At 30.1% G+C, this 24333-nt stretch carries 18 protein-coding genes and 8 pseudogenes; 11 read left to right on the top strand and 15 right to left on the bottom strand.

The features are described 5' to 3' along the window. Positions 1-107 precede the first annotated feature (107 nt). On the top strand, positions 108-1145 hold the full coding sequence (locus JJC05_RS02430) for an RluA family pseudouridine synthase (RefSeq protein WP_088393236.1): 1038 nt from the start codon (positions 108-110) through the stop codon (positions 1143-1145). 183 nt (positions 1146-1328) lie between these two features. Continuing rightward, complete coding sequence (locus JJC05_RS02435) at positions 1329-2360, top strand: M28 family metallopeptidase (protein ID WP_235878127.1); 1032 nt, start codon at positions 1329-1331, stop codon at positions 2358-2360. A 96-nt stretch (positions 2361-2456) separates the two neighbouring features. Here the strand turns inward: JJC05_RS02435 and JJC05_RS02440 are convergent, their stop codons facing one another. Further along, a complete protein-coding gene (locus JJC05_RS02440; RefSeq protein ID WP_088393244.1) occupies positions 2457-2690 on the bottom strand; it encodes a hypothetical protein in 234 nt (77 codons plus the stop codon). Between the two features lie 449 nt (positions 2691-3139). Beyond that, positions 3140-4291: a THUMP domain-containing class I SAM-dependent RNA methyltransferase gene (locus JJC05_RS02445; RefSeq protein WP_235878128.1), complete on the bottom strand. Its 1152-nt coding sequence runs from the start codon at positions 4289-4291 to the stop codon at positions 3140-3142. Positions 4292-4423: 132 nt separating this feature from the next. On the opposite strand from JJC05_RS02445, the gene JJC05_RS02450 reads away from it, so the two are divergent. The 7 genes and pseudogenes from JJC05_RS02450 to JJC05_RS02480 all read left to right on the top strand — a co-directional run bounded on the left by JJC05_RS02450 (position 4424) and on the right by JJC05_RS02480 (position 8894). Beyond that, entirely contained in the window at positions 4424-5188 is a 765-nt protein-coding gene (locus JJC05_RS02450; protein WP_088393232.1) for a class I SAM-dependent methyltransferase, read from the top strand. A gap of 67 nt (positions 5189-5255) precedes the next feature. Next, positions 5256-5947 (top strand): annotated as a pseudogene (locus JJC05_RS02455) (ZIP family metal transporter). A 50-nt stretch (positions 5948-5997) separates the two neighbouring features. Further along, positions 5998-6810 carry an N-acetylmuramic acid 6-phosphate etherase gene (gene murQ, locus JJC05_RS02460; protein WP_088393228.1) on the top strand — a complete coding sequence of 271 codons (813 nt, stop codon included), beginning with the start codon at positions 5998-6000 and terminating at the stop codon, positions 6808-6810. A 43-nt stretch (positions 6811-6853) separates the two neighbouring features. Continuing rightward, positions 6854-7081: a DUF6095 family protein gene (locus tag JJC05_RS02465; protein WP_088393226.1), complete on the top strand. Its 228-nt coding sequence runs from the start codon at positions 6854-6856 to the stop codon at positions 7079-7081. Further along, positions 7068-7617 (top strand): annotated as a pseudogene (locus JJC05_RS02470) (DUF1572 family protein). The gene JJC05_RS02465 and the pseudogene JJC05_RS02470 overlap by 14 nt, the downstream one beginning before the upstream one ends. Positions 7618-7630: 13 nt before the next feature. Further along, positions 7631-8005, top strand: coding sequence for a DNA topoisomerase IV (locus tag JJC05_RS02475; RefSeq protein WP_105196657.1), 375 nt, complete (start codon positions 7631-7633; stop codon positions 8003-8005). Positions 8006-8039: 34 nt separating this feature from the next. Beyond that, positions 8040-8894, top strand: coding sequence for a TerC family protein (locus JJC05_RS02480; protein WP_088393220.1), 855 nt, complete (start codon positions 8040-8042; stop codon positions 8892-8894). A gap of 378 nt (positions 8895-9272) precedes the next feature. On the opposite strand, the pseudogene JJC05_RS02485 reads toward JJC05_RS02480, so the two are convergent. The 12 genes and pseudogenes from JJC05_RS02485 to JJC05_RS02540 form a co-directional block, all read right to left on the bottom strand. Then, positions 9273-9976: pseudogene (locus tag JJC05_RS02485) on the bottom strand (response regulator transcription factor). A 2-nt stretch (positions 9977-9978) separates the two neighbouring features. Further along, positions 9979-11563: pseudogene (locus tag JJC05_RS02490) on the bottom strand (sensor histidine kinase). A 58-nt stretch (positions 11564-11621) separates the two neighbouring features. Then, positions 11622-12218 (bottom strand): dephospho-CoA kinase, encoded by a 597-nt coding sequence (coaE, locus tag JJC05_RS02495; RefSeq protein ID WP_105196660.1) that lies wholly within the window; start codon positions 12216-12218, stop codon positions 11622-11624. After that, positions 12218-13221 (bottom strand): annotated as a pseudogene (locus tag JJC05_RS02500) (glycosyltransferase family 2 protein). The gene coaE and the pseudogene JJC05_RS02500 overlap by 1 nt, the downstream one beginning before the upstream one ends. 709 nt (positions 13222-13930) lie before the next feature. Beyond that, positions 13931-15123, bottom strand: a pseudogene (gene fabV, locus JJC05_RS02505) (enoyl-ACP reductase FabV). A 41-nt stretch (positions 15124-15164) separates the two neighbouring features. Next, the gene (gene recN, locus JJC05_RS02510) at positions 15165-16817 is read right to left on the bottom strand and encodes a DNA repair protein RecN (protein ID WP_105196662.1); all 1653 of its coding nucleotides are present in this window, start codon (positions 16815-16817) and stop codon (positions 15165-15167) included. 9 nt (positions 16818-16826) lie between these two features. Beyond that, entirely contained in the window at positions 16827-17714 is an 888-nt protein-coding gene (gene porD / locus JJC05_RS02515) for a type IX secretion system protein PorD (protein WP_240668945.1), read from the bottom strand. 66 nt (positions 17715-17780) lie between these two features. Next, positions 17781-18912, bottom strand: a pseudogene (gene coaBC, locus JJC05_RS02520) (bifunctional phosphopantothenoylcysteine decarboxylase/phosphopantothenate--cysteine ligase CoaBC). A gap of 15 nt (positions 18913-18927) precedes the next feature. Further along, the gene (locus JJC05_RS02525) at positions 18928-19242 is read right to left on the bottom strand and encodes a DNA-directed RNA polymerase subunit omega (protein ID WP_088393529.1); all 315 of its coding nucleotides are present in this window, start codon (positions 19240-19242) and stop codon (positions 18928-18930) included. A gap of 9 nt (positions 19243-19251) precedes the next feature. Further along, positions 19252-20046, bottom strand: a complete 795-nt coding sequence (locus JJC05_RS02530; RefSeq protein WP_105196664.1) for an outer membrane protein assembly factor BamD — start codon at positions 20044-20046, stop codon at positions 19252-19254. 111 nt (positions 20047-20157) lie between these two features. After that, positions 20158-21037: pseudogene (gene dapA / locus JJC05_RS02535) on the bottom strand (4-hydroxy-tetrahydrodipicolinate synthase). Positions 21038-21041: 4 nt separating this feature from the next. Continuing rightward, positions 21042-21416 (bottom strand): DUF6913 domain-containing protein, encoded by a 375-nt coding sequence (locus tag JJC05_RS02540; RefSeq protein WP_258929430.1) that lies wholly within the window; start codon positions 21414-21416, stop codon positions 21042-21044. Positions 21417-21659: 243 nt separating this feature from the next. Between JJC05_RS02540 and JJC05_RS02545 the strand changes: the two genes are divergently transcribed. Together JJC05_RS02545 and JJC05_RS02550 are read left to right on the top strand one after the other, a co-directional pair. After that, a complete protein-coding gene (locus tag JJC05_RS02545; protein WP_105196666.1) occupies positions 21660-22412 on the top strand; it encodes a 5'-nucleotidase C-terminal domain-containing protein in 753 nt (250 codons plus the stop codon). A gap of 21 nt (positions 22413-22433) precedes the next feature. Then, on the top strand, positions 22434-23354 hold the full coding sequence (locus JJC05_RS02550; RefSeq protein WP_105196667.1) for a bifunctional metallophosphatase/5'-nucleotidase: 921 nt from the start codon (positions 22434-22436) through the stop codon (positions 23352-23354). 333 nt (positions 23355-23687) lie between these two features. On the opposite strand, the gene JJC05_RS02555 is transcribed toward JJC05_RS02550, so the two are convergent. Next, positions 23688-23930, bottom strand: coding sequence for a hypothetical protein (locus JJC05_RS02555; RefSeq protein ID WP_105196668.1), 243 nt, complete (start codon positions 23928-23930; stop codon positions 23688-23690). Positions 23931-24333: the final 403 nt, after the last annotated feature.

The following is a 24333-nucleotide window of genomic DNA, read 5'->3' on the forward strand; positions in this document are numbered from 1 at the left end:
AAATGACTCGTATTAATCTTGTACTAGGCGATGGGAAAATTGGTTTTGAGGAAGAAGATACCGATCTCGAAGATCAACCTGTAGATTCTACTATTACAAAATAAAATATGGCTATTACTTTTTTAGAAAAGGAAGAGGAATGGGAAGATGATTTATATGAACATTATAAGTTTGACATCCCAAAAGGACAAGGTTCAATACGTGTGGACAAATATCTAATGACTAATATAGAAAATACTACACGTAATAAGATACAACAGGCTGCTGAAAAAGGTTTTATTTTAGCAAATGGTATCGCTGTAAAATCGAGCTATAAAATTAAACCATTTGATGAAATAAAAGTTGTATTATCACATCCTCCATTTGAAAATAAAATTATTCCTGAAAATATTCCTCTGGATATAATATACGAAGACGACGCTCTTATTGTTCTTAACAAGCCTGTAGGATTAGTTGTTCATCCCGGTCACGGAAATTACACTGGAACTTTAGCTAACGCATTAGCTTTTCATTTTGAAAATTTACCTATGAACTCCAGTAATCGACCGGGTTTAGTACATAGAATAGATAAAGATACTTCAGGATTATTAGTCGTTGCTAAAACAGAACAAGCCATGGCTCATTTAGCTAAACAATTTGAAGAAAAAACTACCGAAAGAGAGTACATAGCTATTGTCTGGGGAAATATAGAAAATGATCATGGAACTATAGAAGGCAATATTGCTCGTCATTCTACCGATCGAATGCAAATGGCTGTTTATAGTGATTCTTCTATAGGAAAACACGCTGTAACTCATTACAAAGTATTAGAAAGGTTAAGTTATGTGACTGTTGTATCTTGTAAATTAGAAACAGGACGTACTCATCAAATACGTGTTCACATGAAACATATAGGACATACATTATTTAATGATGAACGATACGGCGGTCACCTTATTTTGAAAGGAACTACTTTTTCAAAATACAAACAATTTGTAGACAATTGTTTTAAGATTCTACCTCGTCAAGCACTGCATGCCAAAACGTTAGGCTTTGAACATCCTGTTACCAAAGAATTCATGCGTTTTGATACTGAATTACCTCAAGACATGGTTCAATGTATTGAAAAATGGCGGTTTTATAGTCAATCTCATTTTTTAGACTGAATTTCTTTTATACAAATAAAATATCCGAACAAACGAAAAACTTTTTTTTCTTTCGGATATTTCTTTTCACACAACAATCTTTATAAAAAATTGCCTTTTTAATCATGTATCATTTTAATTAAAAATACTAATTCTTGTTCAACAACTCATATTTACCTATATTCGTTTATCAAATATTAAATCATGAATAAAAAAACGATCTTATTAGGACTTCTTTCTATAGTATCATTAAGTTGCTCTAGTCAAAAAGATACAACCAAATCAGATAATACTCATAAAAAAAACGTTTTAACCTATCTAAATACTATAACAGAAAAAGAACTTAAAAGTCATCTCTATACAATTGCTTCTGACGAAATGCAAGGCAGAAATACTGGAGAAGAAGGACAAAAAAAAGCTGGAAAATATATTATTTCAGAACATAAAAAAAACAACATTATTTTTCCTGACCAAGCAACATCGTATTACCAACCTATTCCTTCATCTTATTTTCAAAAAACTTTTAGTCCACGTTTAGGTGATTCTGAAAACATTTGGGTATTTATAAAAGGAACAGAAAAACCAGATGAAATCGTTATTGTTTCGGCTCATTACGATCATATAGGAATGAAAAATGGCGAAATTTACAATGGAGCTGATGACGATGGCTCGGGCACTGTATCTTTGTTAGAAATGGCAGAGGCTTTTCAACAAGCAAAAAATGAAGGTCATGGCCCTAAACGTTCTATTTTATTTTTACATGTAACAGGTGAGGAACACGGCTTACATGGATCTCGTTTTTATTCTGAAAATCCTCTCTATCCTTTAAAAAATACTATTGCCAATGTTAATATTGATATGATAGGTCGTAGAGATGATCTTCATAAGGACTCCAACAATTATGTTTACATAATAGGATCAGACTATTTATCGTCGGATCTATATAATATTGTTGAAGAGGCTAATTCTAACTTTGTAAATCTAAAATTAGACTATAAATATAACGACAAGAATGATCCGAATCGTTTTTATTATCGTTCAGACCATTATAATTTTGCTAAACACAATATTCCTTCTGTCTTTTTATTTAATGGTACTCATGAGGATTACCACAAACCTACCGATGATCCTGAGAAGATTGAATACGATGTTTTAACGAAACGCACCAAGCTTGCTTTTGCTATTATATGGGATTTAGCTAACAGAAAAGAAAAACCTGTAGTAGACAAGTCTTAACACGAAGTATTAATAAAATCAAGGTTTAAAAACCTCTTTACTTTTAAATGAACCCCGTTTTTTAGAGCAAAAGCTTAAAACGGGGTTTATTTTTTATTATTCTATAATTTTAACCCCTTTAATAAAAATCCATTTCATAAAAATCTTTTCGCCATCTCGCGTCACAACAGATTGAAATTTAGGTGCCAAGATCGTACTAACAACAAAAGCTGTCATAGGAATCCACCAACCACTCAAATTTGCATACTGAGTTACTAAATAACGTGTTGAAAAAAAGAAAACTGCAAAAGATAAAAAATTATATAAAAAGGCTTTTGTTTTTTTATTCATCATTTATTTATTTGTGCCTCAAGCAAAATATACTAAAAGCAATTATATTTTTTATTTACATACAAAACAAATACTATTCAAAAAGCTATTTTGAGCCAATATTGGAATTAACAAAGTTATAATAATAGTAGAAAAAGCGAATAACAAAAAAACAAATCATTATTTCAATGTGCCTTAACAGATATTTTTAACATATATAATCAAAATTCTACATTAGACTCGAACGAAGTGAATTGGTGAGACCAATCTATTTCACTTTATTTTTTCTTTCAATTCAAGCACGTACTTCAATTTTAATCATCCAAATAGTTTCGTTATTTCTTTTTTAAAATTTTACGTGAGCTTTGAATTTATTATTCTTTTATTTTACAACGAAGTGTAATCTCAAATCTGGGTTTAATTCTTTTCAAAGAATAAAGCTAGTAGTAAAAAATCTTAATTCTGAGGCGTTAAAAATTTGCCTTTTTACTTCCTTCATACATTTCGAACTTGGCTAAACGCGATTCTAACTTACCATTAAACAATTTAATTTTTCTTGAAGGTTTTAATCCTACAAACTTTAATGCCTCCATATTACCCGTTATAAACCAAGCATTCGTATTAGGATACCCTTGTTTTAATGTATCTCCTATTTCACGATAAAAGCGTTCCAAATGAATATCTAATCGCTCTCCATAAGGTGGATTAAAAACCATGTGTAATGGTCCTTCTAATGTCTTTTTCGTTTCAAAAAAGTTTTGCTCACGAATGATAATATATTCATCTAAATTAGCTTGTGTAACATTAGTTCTGGCCTTTATTACAGCACTTGGAGCTTTATCATAACCAATAATTTTATAATGAAATTCTCTGGTTTTATTTAGTAATGAATCCATTATCTTATCAAATAAATCATTATCCCAATCAGCCCATTTTTCAAAAGCAAATTCTTTGCGGTTAATATTGGCTGGAATATTACATGCAATCATTGCAGCTTCAGCCAAAATAGTTCCTGAACCACACATGGGATCCATAAAGTTACAACTACCATCCCAACCTGATAATAGTAATATACCAGCCGCTAACACCTCATTTATAGGAGCAATATTTGTTGCAGTTCTATATCCTCTATGGTGTAACGAATCACCCGAAGAATCTAAGGAAACAGAACAATTTTCTCTATCAATATGTATGTTAATGCGTACATCTGGATGGTCTTTATCAATACTAGGACGATGCCCTAATTTTTCTTTGAATTGATCTACAATGGCATCTTTACATTTTAATGCCACAAATTGCGAATGGTTAAAATACTCTGAATTTACAGTTGTATCTATCACAAACGTTTGATTAGCTCCAAAATACTGTGCCCAATCTACTTGTTGAATTCCTTTATACAAACTAGATTCGTTATAAACTCTAAACTGATGTATAGGTTTTAGAATTTTTAAGGCTGTACGTAATGCTAAATTAGCTTTGTACATAAACCCTTTATCTCCAACAAAACTCACCATACGGGTTCCTATCTCTACTTTTTGAGCACCTAATATTTGTAATTCTTTTGCCAACACTTCTTCCAAACCAAAAAGTGTCTTAGCAACCATTTTAAAATTATTTTCCATAAATTATTTTAAATTCTGACATTCCAATTTTTTAACGCCAAATTTCAAATTCTAAATATTTTTCGAATATCAAATTTTAAATCTGAAATTGGAATGCAAAAATACTTTAAATTTGTATGCAAATAAGTATAAATGTCAGAATTATCAAATCATAAATCAGAAACCCAAAATACCCAATCAGAAAATTGGTTCGAAACGTGGTTTAACTCCCCTTATTATCATATTCTTTATAAAGACAGGAATGATCAAGAAGCGCAATTATTCATGGATAATTTAACGCATTATTTAAACTTACCTGAGGAAGCTAAAATTTTAGATTTGGCTTGTGGAAAAGGACGTCATTCTATTTACCTAAACCAATTAGGTTATGATGTTACAGGAGTTGATCTAGCAGAAAACAGTATTGCCGAGGCATCTCGATTCAGCAATAACAATTTACACTTCAAAGTACATGATATGCGTGAGCATACAAAAGAAAAATATGATGCTGTATTAAATCTATTTACCAGTTTTGGCTATTTTGAAAATGAAAATGACAATCTTAAAACGCTAATAGCCATTAAAGAAAGTTTAACAGAATATGGCTTTGCGGTTATTGATTTTTTAAACACTGAATACATCATCCAAAATTTAGTTCCTGAAGAAACCAAAACAGTTGATGAAATTGATTTTCATATCAAACGACATGTAAAAGAAGGGTACATCTTTAAAGAAATTGATTTTGAAGACAAAGGAATAAAATATCATTTTACAGAAAAAGTTCGTGCTCTAACCCTACAAGATTTTGAGAGCATGATGGAAGAAGCTGGTATTTATCTTTTAGAAATTTTTGGCGATTATAAACTACGTAAATTTTACAAAAACGAGTCAGAACGATTAATAATGATTTTTAAATAAAGTTTATGGGTTCATTTGTACTTTTAGATTAAAGAAAAACAAATGAACCCATCAGAAATCAACATAAATGATATATTTAATTCCTTTTTATCTGTTATATTAGGTTATATAGTTGCTACTTTTATACAACCTAAAAACAAGAAGAATCTAAAATTATTATTGGCTTTTAGTGGTTCTTTTCTATTAGCATTAACTGTTTCACATTTACTTCCTCAAATTTTCACAAATACAAATACGAATACTAATGAACATTTACATAACAACATAGGCATGTTTATTATGGCAGGTATTCTATTTCAAATTATTTTAGAATATTTTTCACAAGGAGCAGAACATGGTCATGTACACGGACATAATCATTTATCACATATACCTTGGGCTTTGTTTATAAGTTTATGTCTACATGCTTTATTAGAAGGAATGCCCATAAGTCAGCATCCCCATGTGGCTTTAGGAATATCAATACATCATTTTCCTATTGCCATCATTTTAACCACTTTTCTAATTCAGTCAGATCTAAATAAAATGCAAATTGCTTTATTCATGTTAAGTTTTGCTCTGATGACTCCTATCGGAACATATATTTCATCTTGTTTTGATATTTTGGTTACCTATCATAAAGAAATCACAGCTTTCGTAATTGGTATTTTATTTCATATTTCTTCCACTATTATTTTTGAAAGTAGTGAAGGACACAAATTTAACTTAGCTAAACTAATTGCTATCATATTAGGTATTATTTTAGCGTATTTCATGTAAAGAGTATTTCTTAAAAAACAAAAAACATTATTGCTTTTAACTTATAAAAAATGACTTTTACAAAAACTACCGAACAATCATCCGAATATCAGGATTTAGAAAAAATGTCAACTCATGATATATTAACCAATATTAATAATGAAGACAAGACAGTTCCTTTAGCTATAGAAAAAGCATTACCACAAATTGAAGCCTTGGTTAATCAAATCATTGCAAAAATGAAGATAGGCGGACGCTTATTTTATATAGGCGCAGGCACTTCTGGAAGATTAGGAATTGTAGATGCTTCTGAATGCCCTCCTACTTTTGGTGTTTCTTTTGACAAAGTAATTGGATTAATAGCTGGCGGAGATACAGCCATAAGAAAAGCAGTAGAATTTGCCGAAGACAATCCTCTACAAGCTTGGCAAGATCTACAAGAGTGGAATATTAACGAAAACGATATTGTTATTGGTATAGCAGCATCTGGAACAACTCCTTACGTTTTAGGAGGATTAGAAAAATGCCATGAAAATAATATTATAACAGGCGGAATAACCTGTAATGCAGGAAGCCCACTAGCCTTAACCGCTCAATTTCCAATTGAAGTTGTTGTTGGTCCTGAATTTGTTACTGGTAGTAGCCGTATGAAAGCAGGCACAGCACAAAAGTTAGTTTTAAACATGATTTCTACTACCACCATGATCCAATTAGGCCACGTAAAAGGAAACCAAATGGTTGATATGCAGCTCAGCAATACAAAACTAATTGATCGTGGGACTCGAATGATAATGAGTGAAATTCCAGTAAGTTATGACGAAGCTCAAAAACTTTTAAAACAACATGGTAGTGTTAGAAAAGCTATCACAAATTATAAATTATAAAACACCTTAACATTTAATCAATAATTAACTACAAACAACAACAATGTCAACTAATAAAGATATCTTACTAAAAGGGATTAAAAATTTAGCAATGGCTTTGCCTCTTATGTTCATAGGTCCCTCTGTTATTTTCAGCTCATTTAAAAATCAAAATCACCCCTTTTATATTCCTGTTTTAGGCTTAGGAATCACTATCTGTTTACTTTCAATATATCTTATGTTCAAAGGAATTCAAACTATAATGAAAAGTTTATTCAATGAAAAACGCTAATCTTTACCTAGAAAGCGTAAAAAAACAAATGCTTTATTATAAAACTATTGCAGATAAAGCCATAGCTCAACTAGAATCTGAACAACTGTTTACAACATCCCATGAAAACACTAACTCAATTGCTATAATCATACAACATATAGCTGGCAATATGATCTCTCGTTGGACTGATTTCCTCACTTCTGATGGTGAAAAAGAATGGCGAAACCGCGATGCTGAATTCGAAAATCATCTTGTTTCTAAAGAAACCCTTTTAATTTTATGGGAAAAAGGATGGAAATGTTTTTTTAATACCATTAACACTTTAAAACCTGATAATTTAAATCAAATCATTTATATCCGCAATGAAGAACAAACAGTTATAGGATGCTATTAATCGTCAGTTAGCTCATTATCCATATCATATTGGCCAAATCGTATTTTATGCTAAAATGATTAAAAATGAGCATTGGGATAACCTATCTATTCCTAAAAACCAATCAAAAGAATACAATACAAACAAATTTTTAAAAGAAAACAATTTACCTAATCTTTAAAATTACTGTCAAAATGTCCAAATATTTATTTTTCCTTCTAACAACATTTACCCTTATTTCTTGTTATAACGTAGAACGTAATTGTAACGATTTTAAAACAGGAACTTTTGAATTTAATCAAAAAATTGAAGGTGTAAAGCATACCTCTCAATTTATACGTAACGACTCATTACAAATAGAAACTTTTGAAGGAAAAACAGATACTGCCAGAGTTCGATGGGTAAATGATTGCGAATATATACTTCAAAAAGTAAACCCGAAAAATTTAGAAGAAAAAAAAGCCATTCAAATTAAAATATTGAGTACCAACAAAAAAGGTTATTTTTTTGAATATTGTTTCGTAGGTGAATCAAAAAAACAAAAAGGTTTTGTAACAAAAACAAAATAGCCTCGTATAATGATTGTAAATTCAAACAGACAAAATGGAAATCTTATTTAACCCAGATGCTTGGATAGCATTATTAACTTTAACTTTTTTAGAAATTATTTTAGGTATTGACAATATTGTTTTCTTGTCAATCGTATCTGGAAAATTAAAAGAGGAAGAACAACCCAAAGCCCGTAGAATTGGTTTATTACTAGCCATGGCTTTTCGTATTGTACTATTATTTGGTATTACATGGGTTTTAAGCTTACAAGAAGTATTATTTCACATTGATTGGGGATGGTTTCAAGCTGGCATAACAGGACAAAGCCTTATTATTTTCGGAGGAGGTTTATTTTTGTTATACAAATCAGTATCTGAAATACATCACAAACTAGAAGGTGAAGAAGAAGGAGAAAAAGGAAACGCAAGCAATAGCTTATCTGCTGCCGTTTTTCAAATTGCTGCTTTAAACTTAGTTTTTTCTTTTGATAGCATTCTGACAGCTGTTGGTTTAGTCAGTATGAAACCTGCTCCAGAAGGTTTTGGATACGAAGGTGCTTTAATCATTATGATTCTTTCTATTATTATTTCAATTGTAATTATGATGATCTTTGCGGGTCCTGTAAGTAAATTTGTAAACAACCACCCTACTATTCAAATTTTAGGATTATCATTCCTAATTTTAATTGGTGTTATGTTATTGGCAGAAGGTGGACACCTTGCTCATATAGCTTTCTTTGGTGGTACAGAAGTTCATAGCATACCTAAAGGATATTTATACTTTTCAATCTTTTTCTCTTTATTTGTAGAGTTCTTAAACTTAAGAATGAAAAAATCTAAAAATCCAGTTAAACTACATAATAACAAAATAACTGATCCCAAATTAGAAGATCAAGATTTTACTAATTAGAACAAAAAAGCTGCCTATAAAGGCAGCTTTTTTTATACAAAATATTTTCTGATTCCTTTTAAAGCTAGATTACACATTAGACCCGAGCGTAGCGAATAGACGAAGTAAATCTATTCAACTTTATTTTTCTTCCAATTCAAGCACATACTCAAATTTTATTCACCGAAACAGTAGACTGTTTCATCTTTTAAAATTTTCCGTGGGCACTTTAATTTACTGATTTTTCAATGAAGCCTAATGCGCAATCTGGGTATAAAAATGGAAGTTAAACTCAAAAGTAAAAAGATCTTGAATCTTGATTTCATGAATACATTTTACTTCTGAATATACTCTTTGAAAATTTATTTTTTTAATAAAAAATCTTAATATTCTAAAAGATTAACTATTTTTTACAACTAATCGGAATCCTTCACCGTGAATATTAAGTATTTCAACATTTTCATCTTGTTTAAGATATTTACGTAGTTTGGCAATATAAACATCCATACTACGAGAAGTAAAGTAGTTATCATCTCGCCATATTTTTGTTAATGCTAGTTCGCGTGGCATCAAATCATTTTCGTGTAATGCTAACATTTTGAGTAACTCATTTTCTTTTGGGGAGAGTTTAACGGGTTCATCTCCGGATAAGTTAAGAAGCGTAATTTAGCATTTAAATGAAATTTACCTATTTCAAATTCAAATTTGCTAGCATCTCCTCTTATTTCAGTGGCTTTTCGTTGAATAATGGCACGTATTTTCATCAACAAAACTTCTGAGTCAAAAGGTTTGTTCAAATAATCATCAGCTCCTACTTTATATCCTTTTAAGACATCTTCTTTCATAGTCTTTGCTGTAAGGAAAATAAGAGGAACTTCTTTATTTTTTTCTCTAATTTCTTTGGCTAGAGTAAAGCCGTCTTTATAAGGCATCATAACATCAAGAATACATAGATCATATTCATCTTTCTTGAATTTTTCAAAACCTTCCATTCCATTTTTGGCTAATATTACTTCAAAATCATTCATACTTAAATAATCTCGAAGAATTGAACCAAAATTAGGATCGTCTTCTACTAATAATATTTTCTTTACCGTTTCCATAATCAAACTATTAAGGGTAATTTTATTATAAATGTACTTCCTTTACCTTTTTCACTTTCTACCACCACTTCACCGTGATGATCGTCCATAATTCTTTTTACATAGGCTAATCCTAATCCATGCCCTTTTACATTATGGATATCTCCCGTGTGTTCTCTATAAAATTTATCAAAAATTTTCTTTTGCGATACTTTGCTAATACCTATTCCGTTGTCTTTTATTTTTATAACGATGAAATTTTTAACATTTTCTGTACTTATTTCTATTATAGGAGATTCTGGTGTATATTTCACAGCGTTTTCTAAAACATTTACCAAGACATTAGTAAAATGAATATCATTTAATAAAGCTTTTGATTTTAAGGCGTTAAAATTGGTTTTCATTTTACCTTGGCGATCTTCTACAATTAAACTTACGTGTTCAATTGCTTCTTCTAGCATGTCGTGTACGTCGTGACATTCTTTTGTTATATCTAGTTCTTTCTTTTCTAATTTTGAAATCCTTAAAACATTTTCTACTTGCGCGTGCATTCTTTTGTTTTCATCTTTAATCATTTGCAAATAGCGTTGTACTTTTTTCTTTATCATCAATTACTTTAGGATTCCGAATAGCATCTAAAGCTAAATTGATGGTTGCAATAGGTGTTTTGAATTCATGCGTCATATTATTGATAAAGTCTGTTTTGATTTCTGAAATATGACGTTGGGTATTAAGTTGTTTTAAGGCACTATAGTACGCTACAATAATAATAGATGTAAATAAGAAGGCTAGAAATGCTATTCCTACAAAATCGGACGCTAAAAAGACTTTCTTTTTAGGAAAGCTTAACAATAATTGGTATCTACTAATTCCATCATTATCTTTAAAGAGTGGAGTATCGTAAGTGTTTTTTTTATCATATTTGAAATGCTCCGATTTTACTTTAGTTGCCAATCCATTATTGTATACTCCAAATTCAAAAGGGGTATTTATTCCTAATGCTTTTAGTTCATTTGCAAATAAAATCTGTAATTGTTCCACACTTACTCTTTGGGACACCTGTCTAGTGGCCGCTATATCTTTAAAATTTAGTTCAAATGTTGCTTTATCCAGAATTTCTACTACTCCCGCTTTTTCTATTAGATCAGAAGGGTGTACTACTGAACTCATGTTTTGATCATTTAAAGTGGTTTCATTATACACTTCTGTTACTCGTTTTGCTACATAATTTTTAATTCGTGTGGAATCATTTTTTTTATCAAAGAACGAGGATGAAACAGAATAATCTTCTGGGATTATGCTATTTGAATAAATTATCGTTTGATTTGTTAATTCATTTTTTTCTACGTAAAAAAATTTCATTAACTCGCTTCTTTCAGGATCTTTACCTATACTATCTTTTATTTTACTAAATCGACTTAAAAAGGAGTAAGCTTCTTGTTCTTCTACCTCTCTTGCTACATTGTCAATTACTTGTTTAACTTGGTATTTAAACTGTTCTTCTTTATTTTTAAAAGAAACATTTATCAAATATCCTTGTACAGCTACTATCCCTAGTAGAGCAATTGACATTAGTACGACAACAAAACGAAACCAATTTTTATTCATTGAAACAAATATAATATTTAACATTTAAATGTTAATAAAATTAACCAAATATTAACAATTAGGTTTTTTGATAAAGATTTGATAAAAATTTAAGAATATCACTAATTTTTTTACTGGTTTCTTTTAAATTTTCGTTTTTTATAACAAAATCACTTTTAACAATCTTTTCTTCATCAGATAATTGATTTTTTATGCGTTGCAAAACAGCTTCTTTCGTTAATTGATCACGTTGCATTACTCTTTTAATTCGCTCCTCCTCTGGAGCTATAACTAAAATAATTTTATCGCAATTTTTATAACTTTCGCTTTCAAATAATATAGCGGATTCTTTTATTACAAAAGGAAAAGAATTATGAATTTGTATCCATTTATAAAAATGTGCTGCGACTAAAGGATGTATTAATTCATTTAACATCTTAAGTTTAGAAGGATCGTTAAAAACAACTTGCCCTAATTGTTTCCTGTTTAATTTATTTTCTTTTAACACTTCTTCCCCAAACAAACTAGCAACTTTCTGAACTGTTTCAGGTAACGCCATTATTTTTCGAGCTTCTTCATCAGCTATATAAACAGGTATTCCTTTATTCTGAAATAATCGAGCGACTGTGGTTTTACCACTTCCTATACCTCCGGTTAATCCGATAATTTTAGTCATTAAATTTTAAAAAATAATTCTGGAAATGCTTCTTCTGGCTTCTTTTTTAGTACATTAATTTTATAATATGATTCTATAAAGCCTATACCGTATCCAAAAAATTGTCTCCAAACGGCCACAATGGAATAAATGCCTACTTTTAAATTTTTATTTTTATAGGTAGAAAGTATCATTATCATGACAGTGTATAAAAAATATATTTTTAACAGCCAATCGAACAAAAACAGGAAACTCAACAATATTCCTAAGATAAACCCTAACACAAACAGGGACGGCAAAAAGAATGTAGGTTTAGCATATTCAGGATACCATTTATTTAGTATCGGTCTTACTTTTCCAAACTTATTAACTTGAATATAAAATTTTTCCCAATCAATTCTTCGTTTATGATATACAAACGCATTAGGAATTAATTTTGTGTCAAATCCTTTTTTCCATAAACGAATTGACAAATCAGGATCTTCTCCTCGGATGAATATTTGAAAATCCTTTTGATTCTTCAAATGCTTTTTTTGAAATTCCCATATTAAAACTTCTTGGTTGAAATTTCCCTATTTTTTCACTGGCTCCTCTCACTCCTCCAGTGGTTAATACAGAGGTCATTGCAAAATTAATTGCTTTTTGAATAGGTGTAAAACTTGCTAACATATCGTCAGGCCCTCCAAAACAATCTACATAATTTTCAGCTAATGATTTTTCAACCTCTGACAAATATTGCGAGGGTAGTATACAATCTGAATCTAAAATAATATAATAATCTCCTTTAGCATATTGCATTCCAAAGTTACGAGAATCACCGAGGCCCTGAATTATATTTTAGGTAGTAAGTCAGATTTAGTTTTGATCTGTATTTATCTACTATATATTCACATGGTATTGTAGAGCCATCTTCTACTATAATAATTTCAAAAGGTTTATTATAAGTTTGTTTGGTCAAACTTTCTAATAGTTCATCTATTTCATCAGGTCTATTGTAAACTGGGATAACAAAAGAAAAATTCATTCTTCTTATTTTTTTTTGACAAAGTTACATTTTTAACAAAAAAAAGTCATGAAAAACAAGAGGTTTTTTATCCTATTTCGTATTTTTTATACTTCTTTTTTTTTTTTTTTCATTGTTAACCATAAGACATTCTATACTTTACCTATTCATCTTTTTTTTTGTTTATTTTCATACAATTAATCTTTAGTTTGTGTAACGTATGCCTACTGATTTTTTTGGATATGGAACGTATTAAAAAACCAACGATCTTTTTTGATTGAAAGAGAAATTCATACAATACTGATTATATAAATCCATTTATTGTAAAAGTAAAAATTAAATACTGGTTCTTTATTTTTTTAATTTAGATTCCGCATTAGACTTCGTTGTGAAACAAAACTTTTCAAGACATTCAAATACTAGGGAAATTTTCAGAAAAAGAAATGGGAAATTATTTTTATGATCAAAAGAGAATACGTGCTTGCATTGGAAGAAAAACGAGGTAGAATAAATTTACTTCGTTAATTCATACCATTTAAGATTCAAATTTACTGTAATAATATCGTGTAATATCTCTTGATTCGTGTATTCTGTAGTGAATTTTGGTTTAGCTAATTTCAAAACAAAAATGGTATCACTTTTTTAAAGCCTAATACGGAGCTGGGATTAGCATAAAAAAAAGATTGTCTTTTTACAAAACAATCTTTCTATTATTCATTCATTTATTATTTTATTGGTCTATACTTTGAATATTAACCATTTCATTTGTATCAGCTAAATAATCAACGCCTTCAAAACCGAAACCGAATAAATTTAAGAAATCGCTTTTATATCCTGCTAAATCGCCTATTTCTTTTAAAGTTTCTGTATCTGCTTGCGCCCATAATTTTTTGACTGTTTCCTGAACATCTGCTCGCATTTCCCAATCGTCTACACGAATACGTCCTTTTTCATCTACAGGTACTTCTCCTCCATTATATAAACGATCTGCGAATAAACGTTGCATTTGTTCAATACATCCTTCATGTAAACCTTCTGATTTCATTGTTTTATACAACAATGATATATATAAAGGAATTACAGGTATTGCAGAACTAGCTTGGGTAACTAATGCTTTGTTTACAGATATATAAGCACGTCCGTTAATATCCTTTAATTTTTCATCTATTTCAAAAGCGGTAGCTTCAAGATGATCTTTAGCACGTCCAATAGTTCCTTTTCGATATACGGCTTCTGTAACTTCTGGTCCTATATAAGAATAAGCAACAGTTGTAGCACCTTGAGCCAATACTCCTGCCTCTTTCATTTCATTTATCCACATTGTCCAATCTTCACCTCCCATTACAACTACTGTATTATCTATATCTTCTTGTGTAGCTGATTGAATAGAAACTTCTGATACTACTCCTGTATGAAAATCAACTGTTTTATCACTAAAAACTTGACCGATTGGTTTTAATGCTGAGCGGTATAAAATGTTTGTTTCAGGGTGCATACGCACTGGTGAAGCCAAACTATATATGACTAGGTCTACTTGTCCTAAGTCATTTTTTATCATATCAATCGTTTTCTGCTTGATTTCTTTTGAAAAAGCATCTCCATTAATACTTTTAGCATATAGTCCTGCTTTTTTTGCTTCTTGTTCAAAAGCTGCGGAATTATACCACCACGAGTCGCTGTTTTTCCTTCTACTGGTTCTTTTTCAAAGAAAACCCCAATTGTAGACGCATCACTACCAAAAGCGGCTGTAATTCTAGAAGCTAAACCAAATCCTGTAGAAGCACCAACTACTAACACTCTTTTTGGTCCATTAATTTTTCCTTTAGATACTACATAATTAATTTGGTTTTTTACGCTTTGGGCACAACCTTCTGGGTGTGCTGTCAAACAAATAAAACCTCTCATTCTTGGTTCAATAATCATATCTTTTCAATTAGTTTGATTAGCAAATTTAGTTTAAATAATTAGTTAAGCAAAGCTTTTGCGTGTGCAATAGCGGAATCTGAAATATTTTTACCTGATAACATTTCTGCTATTTCGATTATTCTTTCTTCTAGAGATAGTAATTTTAATTCTGAAACGGTAACATCTTCACGATCTGATTTAAATACTTTATAATGTTGTTGTCCTTTAGAGGCTATTTGGGGTAAATGTGTAATAGCAAAAACTTGCATTTTATCACTCATTATCTTCATAATATTGGCCATTTTTTGAGCAACTTCACCTGAAACACCTGTATCTATTTCATCAAAAATTATGGTAGGTAACTTTGAATAGTTAGCCAATACTGCTTTTATAGCTAACATTATCCGAGACATTTCTCCTCCTGAAGCTACTTTTTTTAGCAATCCGAAATCAGTTCCTTTATTAGCCGAAAACAATAATTGTATCTCATCTTTTCCGTTGAATAAAAATGTATTTGATTCTTTTATATCAAATTCAAAACGAGCATTAGACATTCCTAATTCACCCAAAATAGCTGTCATTTGGGCAATCAAAATAGGCACTACTTCTTTACGCTTTTTTGAAATGGTTTTAGTTTGTTGTATCAGTTGTTCTTGTGTACTACTTATCTCGATTTGTAGTTTTTGTATTTGTTCATCTAAATCTCCTGCATGTAAAACTTTTGCATCTAAATCTTTTTGAATTTTTATTAATTCTTCAACAGTGGTTACTTGATGTTTTTTTTGCAGATTATAAATAAGTTGTAATTTTTGACTAACTAGCTGTAGTTTTTCAGGATCGCTAAAAAGTTTTTCACTTTGGTTTTCTAAATCTACAAGTAGATCATCCATTTCTATTAAGACGCTTGCTATTCTTTCTAACAAAGCTTGATATTCTGGAGAAAAGTTCCCTATTTTTTGAAGTGAATTTTTTACTTCTTTGAGATTTTGCAAAATTCCTATTTGTTCTTCTTTGCTTAGTGCAATAGATTTATCTAGGTTTTCTTTTATAATTTCAACATTATTTAGTTTTTCAAAAACATCTTCTAATTCTTGTTGTTCTCCTTCTTTTAAATTGGCTTGAACTAGTTCTTCTAACAAAAAACTATTATAATCTGATTCTTTTACGAAAGATTCTTTTTCGGATAAAATTCTCTTTAATGTAGTTTGAAGTGTTTTATACTGTTTTAGGTCTTTTTGGTATGTGTGTAAAAGAGTAGCATTAGATGCTATAGCGTCTAATATTTCTATTTGATATGATTCTTCTATTAATTCTCTTGTTTGTTGTTGTGAATGAATATCAATTAAAAATGTTCCTAATTCTTGCAATTCTGTTAAATTTACAGGGCTATCATTAACAAATGCTCTTGATTTTCCAGAAGGAAGAATTTCACGACGGATAATCGTTATTTCTTCAAAATCCATATCATTTTCTTCAAAAAAACCTTTCAAATTATAGACTGACAGATTAAAATGGGCTTCTATTACACATTTTTGTTCTTTATCTTTTAGAGAGCCTAAATCTGCTCGATTTCCTAAAACGAGTCCAAGAGCACCTAGTAAAATAGATTTACCAGCACCTGTTTCACCCGTAATTATAGAGAATTGATTAGAAAAGTTCATTTCTAATTGCTCTATTAACGCAAAATTTTTTATTGATAATTGTACAAGCATGGGACAAAGCTAAAAACTAATTTGACTCCATTTACTAATATTGGTTGGAGATAATTTACTTAATGTTTCAACTAATTGATTTACATCCATTTTAGGCCCTTCAGAAAATACGCTTAAAATTTCATCTGACTTAGTATCAAAAAAGATTCGAGTCAGATAGGCATTAGGACGAGATATTACAACTTCTTTTAAATTAAAAATTGCTTTTTGCATAGCTTCTTTTCCTTCTTTAGGATTATCAGCCATTTTATCTAATGCGCCTAAATGATAATCATAAATTGTTTTTCGATAAGAGGCAAAAGTAGGCGATAACATATCATTTACTAAAAAATAACGATTCTGTGATGAAGTCGCCATCCATCCTTTTTCTTGTGTTACTTGTGCCTGAGCAACAATATTGGACGCCATTTCAAAAGCTTTTGTTCCTCCTTCTAAAGCGAAGGTATCCGCATCTATTCCTATAATCATATTAGCATAAAAAGCTACTACTGAAATTAAATTAGACTCATACGCATTTGAGTTAAATACTAAATTTTGAAATTCATTATAGGTAAAATTTAATTCTTTATCGTTAACATTCAGGATAGAGGTAGTATAAGTAGTATTGTATACGGGACGTGTAGCTGTTACTTGTAGACTACCTGAAAACTTATTTATATTATCAAATGAATTAATATTAAAGAAAAATGAGCAATTTATTTTTTCATTTGATTTATAGGTTTTATCTGTCCATTTTGTATTATTTATAAACTCTGTAAGTGTTTTTTTTAAAGTTTTAAATATTTGTTGATTGGTTCCAGAAACCTGACTTGTATTAAATTCCACCGTACAATTCAACTCCTGTGCATAATAGCTATTGAAGAAGAAACAGATAAATAAGATTAAAAATTTACGCATAATGATTTACAATTTTATTCACTATATCCAAAGCTACTTCTTCTTTTGATTTTAGCTCTTGAGGTTCTATATTAAATTTTTATCAATAAAGGTCACTTTATTGGTAGGTTGTCCAAAACCAGCTCCTTTATCATTTAGTGAGTTCAAAACAATCAAATCTAGATTTTTTTCTGAATTTTTTGTTTTGCATGTTCAATTTCATTTTCAGTTTCTAATGCAAATCCAATCAAAAACTGATCTTTTTTAATTTCTCCTAAAGAGGCTAAAATATCTTTTGTTTTTTCTAACTCAATTGTAAACGTTGGATCGCTTTTTTTTTTTTTTGAGATGCTACATTTTTTGGTTTATAATCTGCCACTGCGGCAGCTGCAATAGCTACATCTACTGTATGATACCATTCATGGCAAGCACGATACATATCCTCTGCTGAACGCACTCGTCTGATTTGAATGGTTTTATTTTTAGGTTGAAGTGAGGTAGGTCCTGTAACTAAAATTACTTGTGCTCCTAAATCGGCTGCCACATCTGCTATATCAAATCCCATTTTTCCAGTAGAATGATTCCCTATAAATCGAACAGGATCTATTGCTTCATAAGTAGGACCTGCTGTAATGAGTATTTTTTTATTTCTTAATGGCAATTTACTTTCTAAGTCTTTTTCTATAAAAGAAATAATATTTTCGGGTTCAGCCATACGTCCTTCTCCTGAGAGTCCACTTGCTAACTCTCCATTTTCAGCAGGTATCATGATGTTTCCAAAACGTTTTAAAGTTTCAAAACTAGCTAAAGTGGAAGGATGTTTGTACATATCCAAATCCATTGCGGGTGCAAAATAGACAGAACATTTAGCAGACAAATAAGTTGCTAATAAAAGGTTATCACAATTTCCATTTACCATTTTAGACATTGTGTTAGCTGTAGCAGGTGCAATAATCATAAGATCAGCCCAAAGTCCTAACTCTACATGATTATTCCACAGAGCAGCAGTATCTTCTTGATTAAAAAAATGGATGTAAACGGGTTTTTTTGATAGTGTTGAAAGCGTTAACGGCGTAACAAAATCAACAGAAGCAGGTGTCATGATTACTTGAACCTGAGCACCTGCTTTTATCAAAAGTCTTACTAATGAAGCCGACTTATAAGCGGCAATTCCACCAGTTACACCTAGTATTATTTTTTTACCACTTAAAACGGACATGTTATACGCTTTAGATTATTTCGTATTTTTATGATAGATTTTTCCTTCTAACCATTCTTGTACGGCTAAGGCATGAGGTTTTGGTAATCTTTCATAAAATTTAGAAACTTCAATTTGTTCTTTGTTTTCAAAAATTTCTTCAAGACTATCATTATAAGTAGCAAACTCGTCTAATTTTTCTATTAACTCTTTTTTGATCTCAGAATTAATTTGATTAGCTCTTCTTGCCATAATTGTAATAGCTTCGTAGATATTTCCGGTTGATTCTTCAATTTTGCTTTTATTATAAGTAACCGTGTTAACTGGAGCTGTTGTCTTTTTTAAATCCATTCTAATATCCTATTTTTGAAATTGTTGTAAATCTTTTTCTATACGAACCAACATTTGATCCGCTTCTTTCTTAAAATTTGAATCTGTTTTAAACTTTACTAATCCATTATAAGCAATACGAGCTTCTTTTAAACGTTCTTCCATTTTACTCGGAATACTATTAATTGCTAATTTATAGGCTGAATCTAGTTTATAAAATAACGCTTTTTCTTTATACGCTGTACCAGGATAATCTATTAAAAAATTATCAAAAGCTTTTAAAGCTGCTTTATAATCTGAAATTGTATTGTATTGTTTTGCTATTTCAAATGCTTTTTTCTCTAATTTATGTTGTAATCCTAGAGCAACGGTATTCGCTTCAGGAAGATAAGTTGAATTAGGATATTTATTAATAAATTCTTGCATTTTTGAGATCGCTTTTTCGGTCTCTGTTTGATCTAATGAATAAACAGGCGATAACTCTGAGTAAGATTTAGCTCCTAAAAACATTGCTTCTTCTGCATTTTTACTTTTAGGATACAAAGCACTAAAACTATCAAACTGATAACCGGCTAAATAATATTGTTCGGTAACATAATAGGATTTGGCAAACATGTAATACAAGTTTTCAGCATCTGCTTTACCTCTATACACTGGTGCTATTTGCTCAAAAAGGCGAATAGCTTTTGTATATTTTTTTTGTTCGTACTTATGAGTAGCCGCTATTAACTTTACAGCTGGATCCTCCGATTTTAATGCTTTTTGATATTCACTACAAGAAGCTAATAACATTGTAGCTAAAATACCACCTATATATTTATTCATAAAAACTTGTCAACTTTTTTCAAAGACTTATTAGAATATTACAAAACACTCTCCAAAAGCCAGAGTGCAAAGTTAATTATTAATTTTTTACTTCAAAACTTTATTTTTCTGCTATTTAGTCATTTGTTTTGTAAATGCGTTTAAACGATTAGCTAAATCTTCATTTACATTTACTAAAGGCAACCTTAATATGTTTTCGGATAAATCTAAAGATTTAAAAATTTCTTTAATTCCTCCTGGATTACCTTGCTCAAAAATCATATCAATACTATCCATTAGTTTATAATGTAATTCATACGCTTCGTTTACTTTCCTTTTTAAACCTAAACGAACCATTTCTGAGAATTCTTTTGGAAATCCTTCTCCTATAACAGAAATCACACCTGCTCCTCCTGCTAACACCATAGGCAAAGTAATCATATCATCACCTGAAATAACCAAAAAATCTTTTGGCAGTAATTGAATTAATTTCATAGCTTGTACAATATCACCTGCAGCTTCTTTTATTCCTATTACGTTTTTGCATTCGTTGGCAATTTTTAAAACAGTAGTTGGCAACATATTACTAGAGGTTCTACGGAACATTATATAAAATAACAGGAAGAGGAGATGCGTCTGCAACCATTTTAAAGTGCTGAAAAATCCCTTCTTGTGTCGGTTTATTATAATACGGAGAAACGGACAAAATTGCTTTAAAAGGAGATAAATCACGTGTTTTTAACTCTTCAACTACTTTCAATGTATTATTACCTCCTACTCCTAAAACCAATGGTAATCTTCCTGCATTGGTTTCTACTATAGTATCAATCACTAGTTGTTTTTCTGCTGTAGACAAGGTGGCCGATTCTGCTGTAGTACCTAATACAACTAAATATTCTACTCCCCCATCAATAACATAATTAACAATTCTTTTTAACGATTCAACATCTACTGAAAAATCTTTTTTAAAAGGTGTTACTAAAGCAACACCTGTACCTATAAATGATTGCATTTTATTATATCTTTTTTAAAATTTTTAAATATTTAAACAATTCTTGCACAAAAACTTTAAAGTTTTCAGCATTTACATTTATTAATAGATGATTTAATCTTTTATCTACTGATGAAAATCCTACTTTTAATACTGCTTTTGAATTATGTGTAACTAACAATAAGGGGGCTTTTCCAACATCGTAGTAATTTATTAGTAGATCAAAAGGAGTATAAATAAATTCATTAACAAATGGTGCTGAAAATTCACCTTTCCAATTAATATCTTTAAAAGAAAAAGTAGGATAACTTAGATTTTCATTTTTTCCTATTTTTTGTTTATAAACTAAAACTTTAATATGATCTCGTTTAAAACCGTTATTGATTAATGAATTAATCAACTCTTCTTTTTAAAAGAGTAAGATTCATCTAGCAATAACCCTACTTTTTCAATGGTTTTGACCAATGAAGGTTCTTTCACAGATTGCAAAGTAGAGTTTAATATTTTTTTTAACGATAATTCTTTTATATAGTTTATAAACATATTATTTTTGTCGTCTTGTTTCTTTTGAAACGAATTAATGTTAACAAGCTTGAACTAGCATAAAAAATGCCGGGTAAAAGTATAAAAAGAGTAGGAATAAATGAAACATTTTGGTTTAATTTTAACGTTAATAACGTTTAGCTTTACTACAAATGCTCAAAACGTAGTAAAAGAAATTCATGGTAAGCAAATTAAGGTAGAAGCTAGCGTGGGTAGCATTCAGGAATATGAAACCTTGATAGCTCCTTACAGGCAACAAATAAACAAAGATCTTGATAAGGTACTAGCTTACAACCCTCAATTATTAGACAAAACAAAGGGAACAAAATTTCAAAGTAACATTGGCGATTTATTTGCCGAAATTATTTTAGAAAAAAGCAGCCAAGTTTTGAAAGAAAGGGAAAGTAAAGTTGCCGATATTTCGATTTTAAATAGTGGTGGAATACGAACCATTATCCCTTTGGGTAATGTTACTGCTAGAAATGCTTTTGAAGTAATGCCTTTTGAAAATGCGGCAATGATTTTAGAAGTAAAGGGTCATGTTATTTTAGATTTTATTAATTTCTTCATTAAAGACAAAAAACCACACCCTTTTGCGGGGATGTCTTTTACTATAACCGCAGATAACAAAGCGAAAGATATTAAAATTGGTAAAAACGATTTAGATCTGGAAAAAACCTATTATATAGCGGCTAATGACTACTTAGCTAGTGGTGGTGATCGCATGGAATTTTTCTTAAAAGCTACTCGAAAAATATCTATTGATTATAAATTAAGAGATATGCTTATTGATTATTTTGAGGAAGTAGATATACTAAAAGTACCACAAATTATTAAAGTTACCCAAGAATAACCTTATAAAGAGACAAAGATTATGAAAAGAAGAGATTTTTTAAAAAACACAGTAGCTAGTTCTGCTTTATTAGGATTAGGAGGTTTATCTTTAAGTAGCTTTAATACTGCTGGAACGTTACAAAAATTAACTATTTTACATACTAACGACACGCATAGCCAAATAGATCCTTTCCCTGAAGGTCATCCTAAGAATCCAAACTTGGGAGGTGTGGCAAGAAGAGCTGCTCTTATTAATCAAATTCGTAAAGAGGAAGATAATGTATTATTACTAGATGCAGGGGATATTTTTCAAGGCACTCCTTATTTTAATTACTATGGAGGTGAAATTGAATTTAAGGTTATGAGCATGATGAAATATGATTTAGCAACAATTGGTAATCATGACTTTGATAACGGAATTACGGGATTATACGGACAGTTACCCAATGCTACTTTTGAGTTTGTCTGTGCTAATTATGATTTTAAAAACACAATCTTAGATACTCATATTAAACCTTATAAAATTTTTCAAAAAGCTGGTATTAAAATAGGAATTTTTGGTTTAGGTGTAGAATTATACGGTTTAGTCGATCCTAGATATTATAAGGAAACTAAATATTTAGATCCTGTAGAAATTGCAAATGACATAACAAAAAAATTAAAAGAGGTTGAAAAATGCGATTTAATCATTTGTTTATCCCATTTAGGTTTTGAATACAAAAATGAACCTGAAAGAATTTCAGATATCAATTTAGCTAAAAAAACTCGAAATATTGATTTGATTATTGGAGGACATACCCATACGTTTTTAGACAAACCTGTAATTGAAAAAAACTTAGACGATAAAGAAGTTCTTGTTAATCAAGTGGGAGCTTATGGTATAAATCTAGGGCGCATTGATTTTTATATAGATGATCAAAAAAACATTGCACCTGGTACAGGAAGAAAAATTGTTATATAATATATAAAAGGTTGTCTAAGAAAAATGCACTACCCCCAAAAAGTTAGATACTATTTGGGGGTATTTTCCTTAATATCTAAAGGTAATTATGGCTGATGCGAAAATCCATAATGTTTATTCCTTTATCGTCAAATTGATCTTTTAGTTTTCCTTCTAGATAATTTTTAAGTTCACTGTCATTAGGTACTTTGTATCCTTTTGGAATTCACTATGCACATCTCCTTCAATAATTTCCGTCAACTTTCCTGTTACCATGGTCATCCTTTAGGGTTGTCTATATGCTCTTCTGACCTATAAATTCGTAGAATATCTTTAGTTAAACCTCCAAAGTTTTTATTGAATTTTCACAATAGGAGGACAGTTAAAAATAATATATTCATTGTCAATCCTATAAAAAATTGTATTATATGCTGTTTTAGCATGCTGCTTACCTGAATATACTTTCTTATCATATTCACCTATAGCATCAAAAGTTTGCACTTCTTTTAAATCAGAAACTTTATTAAAAACTTCTGTGCCATTTGTCCAGCCATGTACACCACTCCATCCAGTATCTTGGTAATGTACAATACCCATTTTTTGACTCCTTTTATACGGTGCTCGTTTACGACCCAATCGACTACTGCATAATTAACATTACTCTATAGGAAATTCAAAACTATGTATTCTGTTTTTCAATTTTTTATAATTATTAGAGGAGGTTTCTATCATTAATGTTTTATAGCATTCTTTGTCTTTTAAAGCTTTATTAACTCTTTTACTTACGGTTTTTACATAGTTAGTTAAACTTTCTTCTGAGGTATTTATAGTATCATTTTTTATATATATATTTATATATATATATTAACATTACAATTGTTTAACTCTGTTTCAATGATTGAACGGAATTTGTTCTCAGAATATTTTGTCTCTTTTTGAATTATCTTTTGAATCTCTTTTAACTCAATAGGAATCTCTATTGCTTTTTGTCTCCTACATC

Origin of the sequence: Flavobacterium davisii, assembly GCF_019565505.1 — a bacterium.
GTDB classification, from domain to species: Bacteria; Bacteroidota; Bacteroidia; order Flavobacteriales; family Flavobacteriaceae; genus Flavobacterium; species Flavobacterium davisii.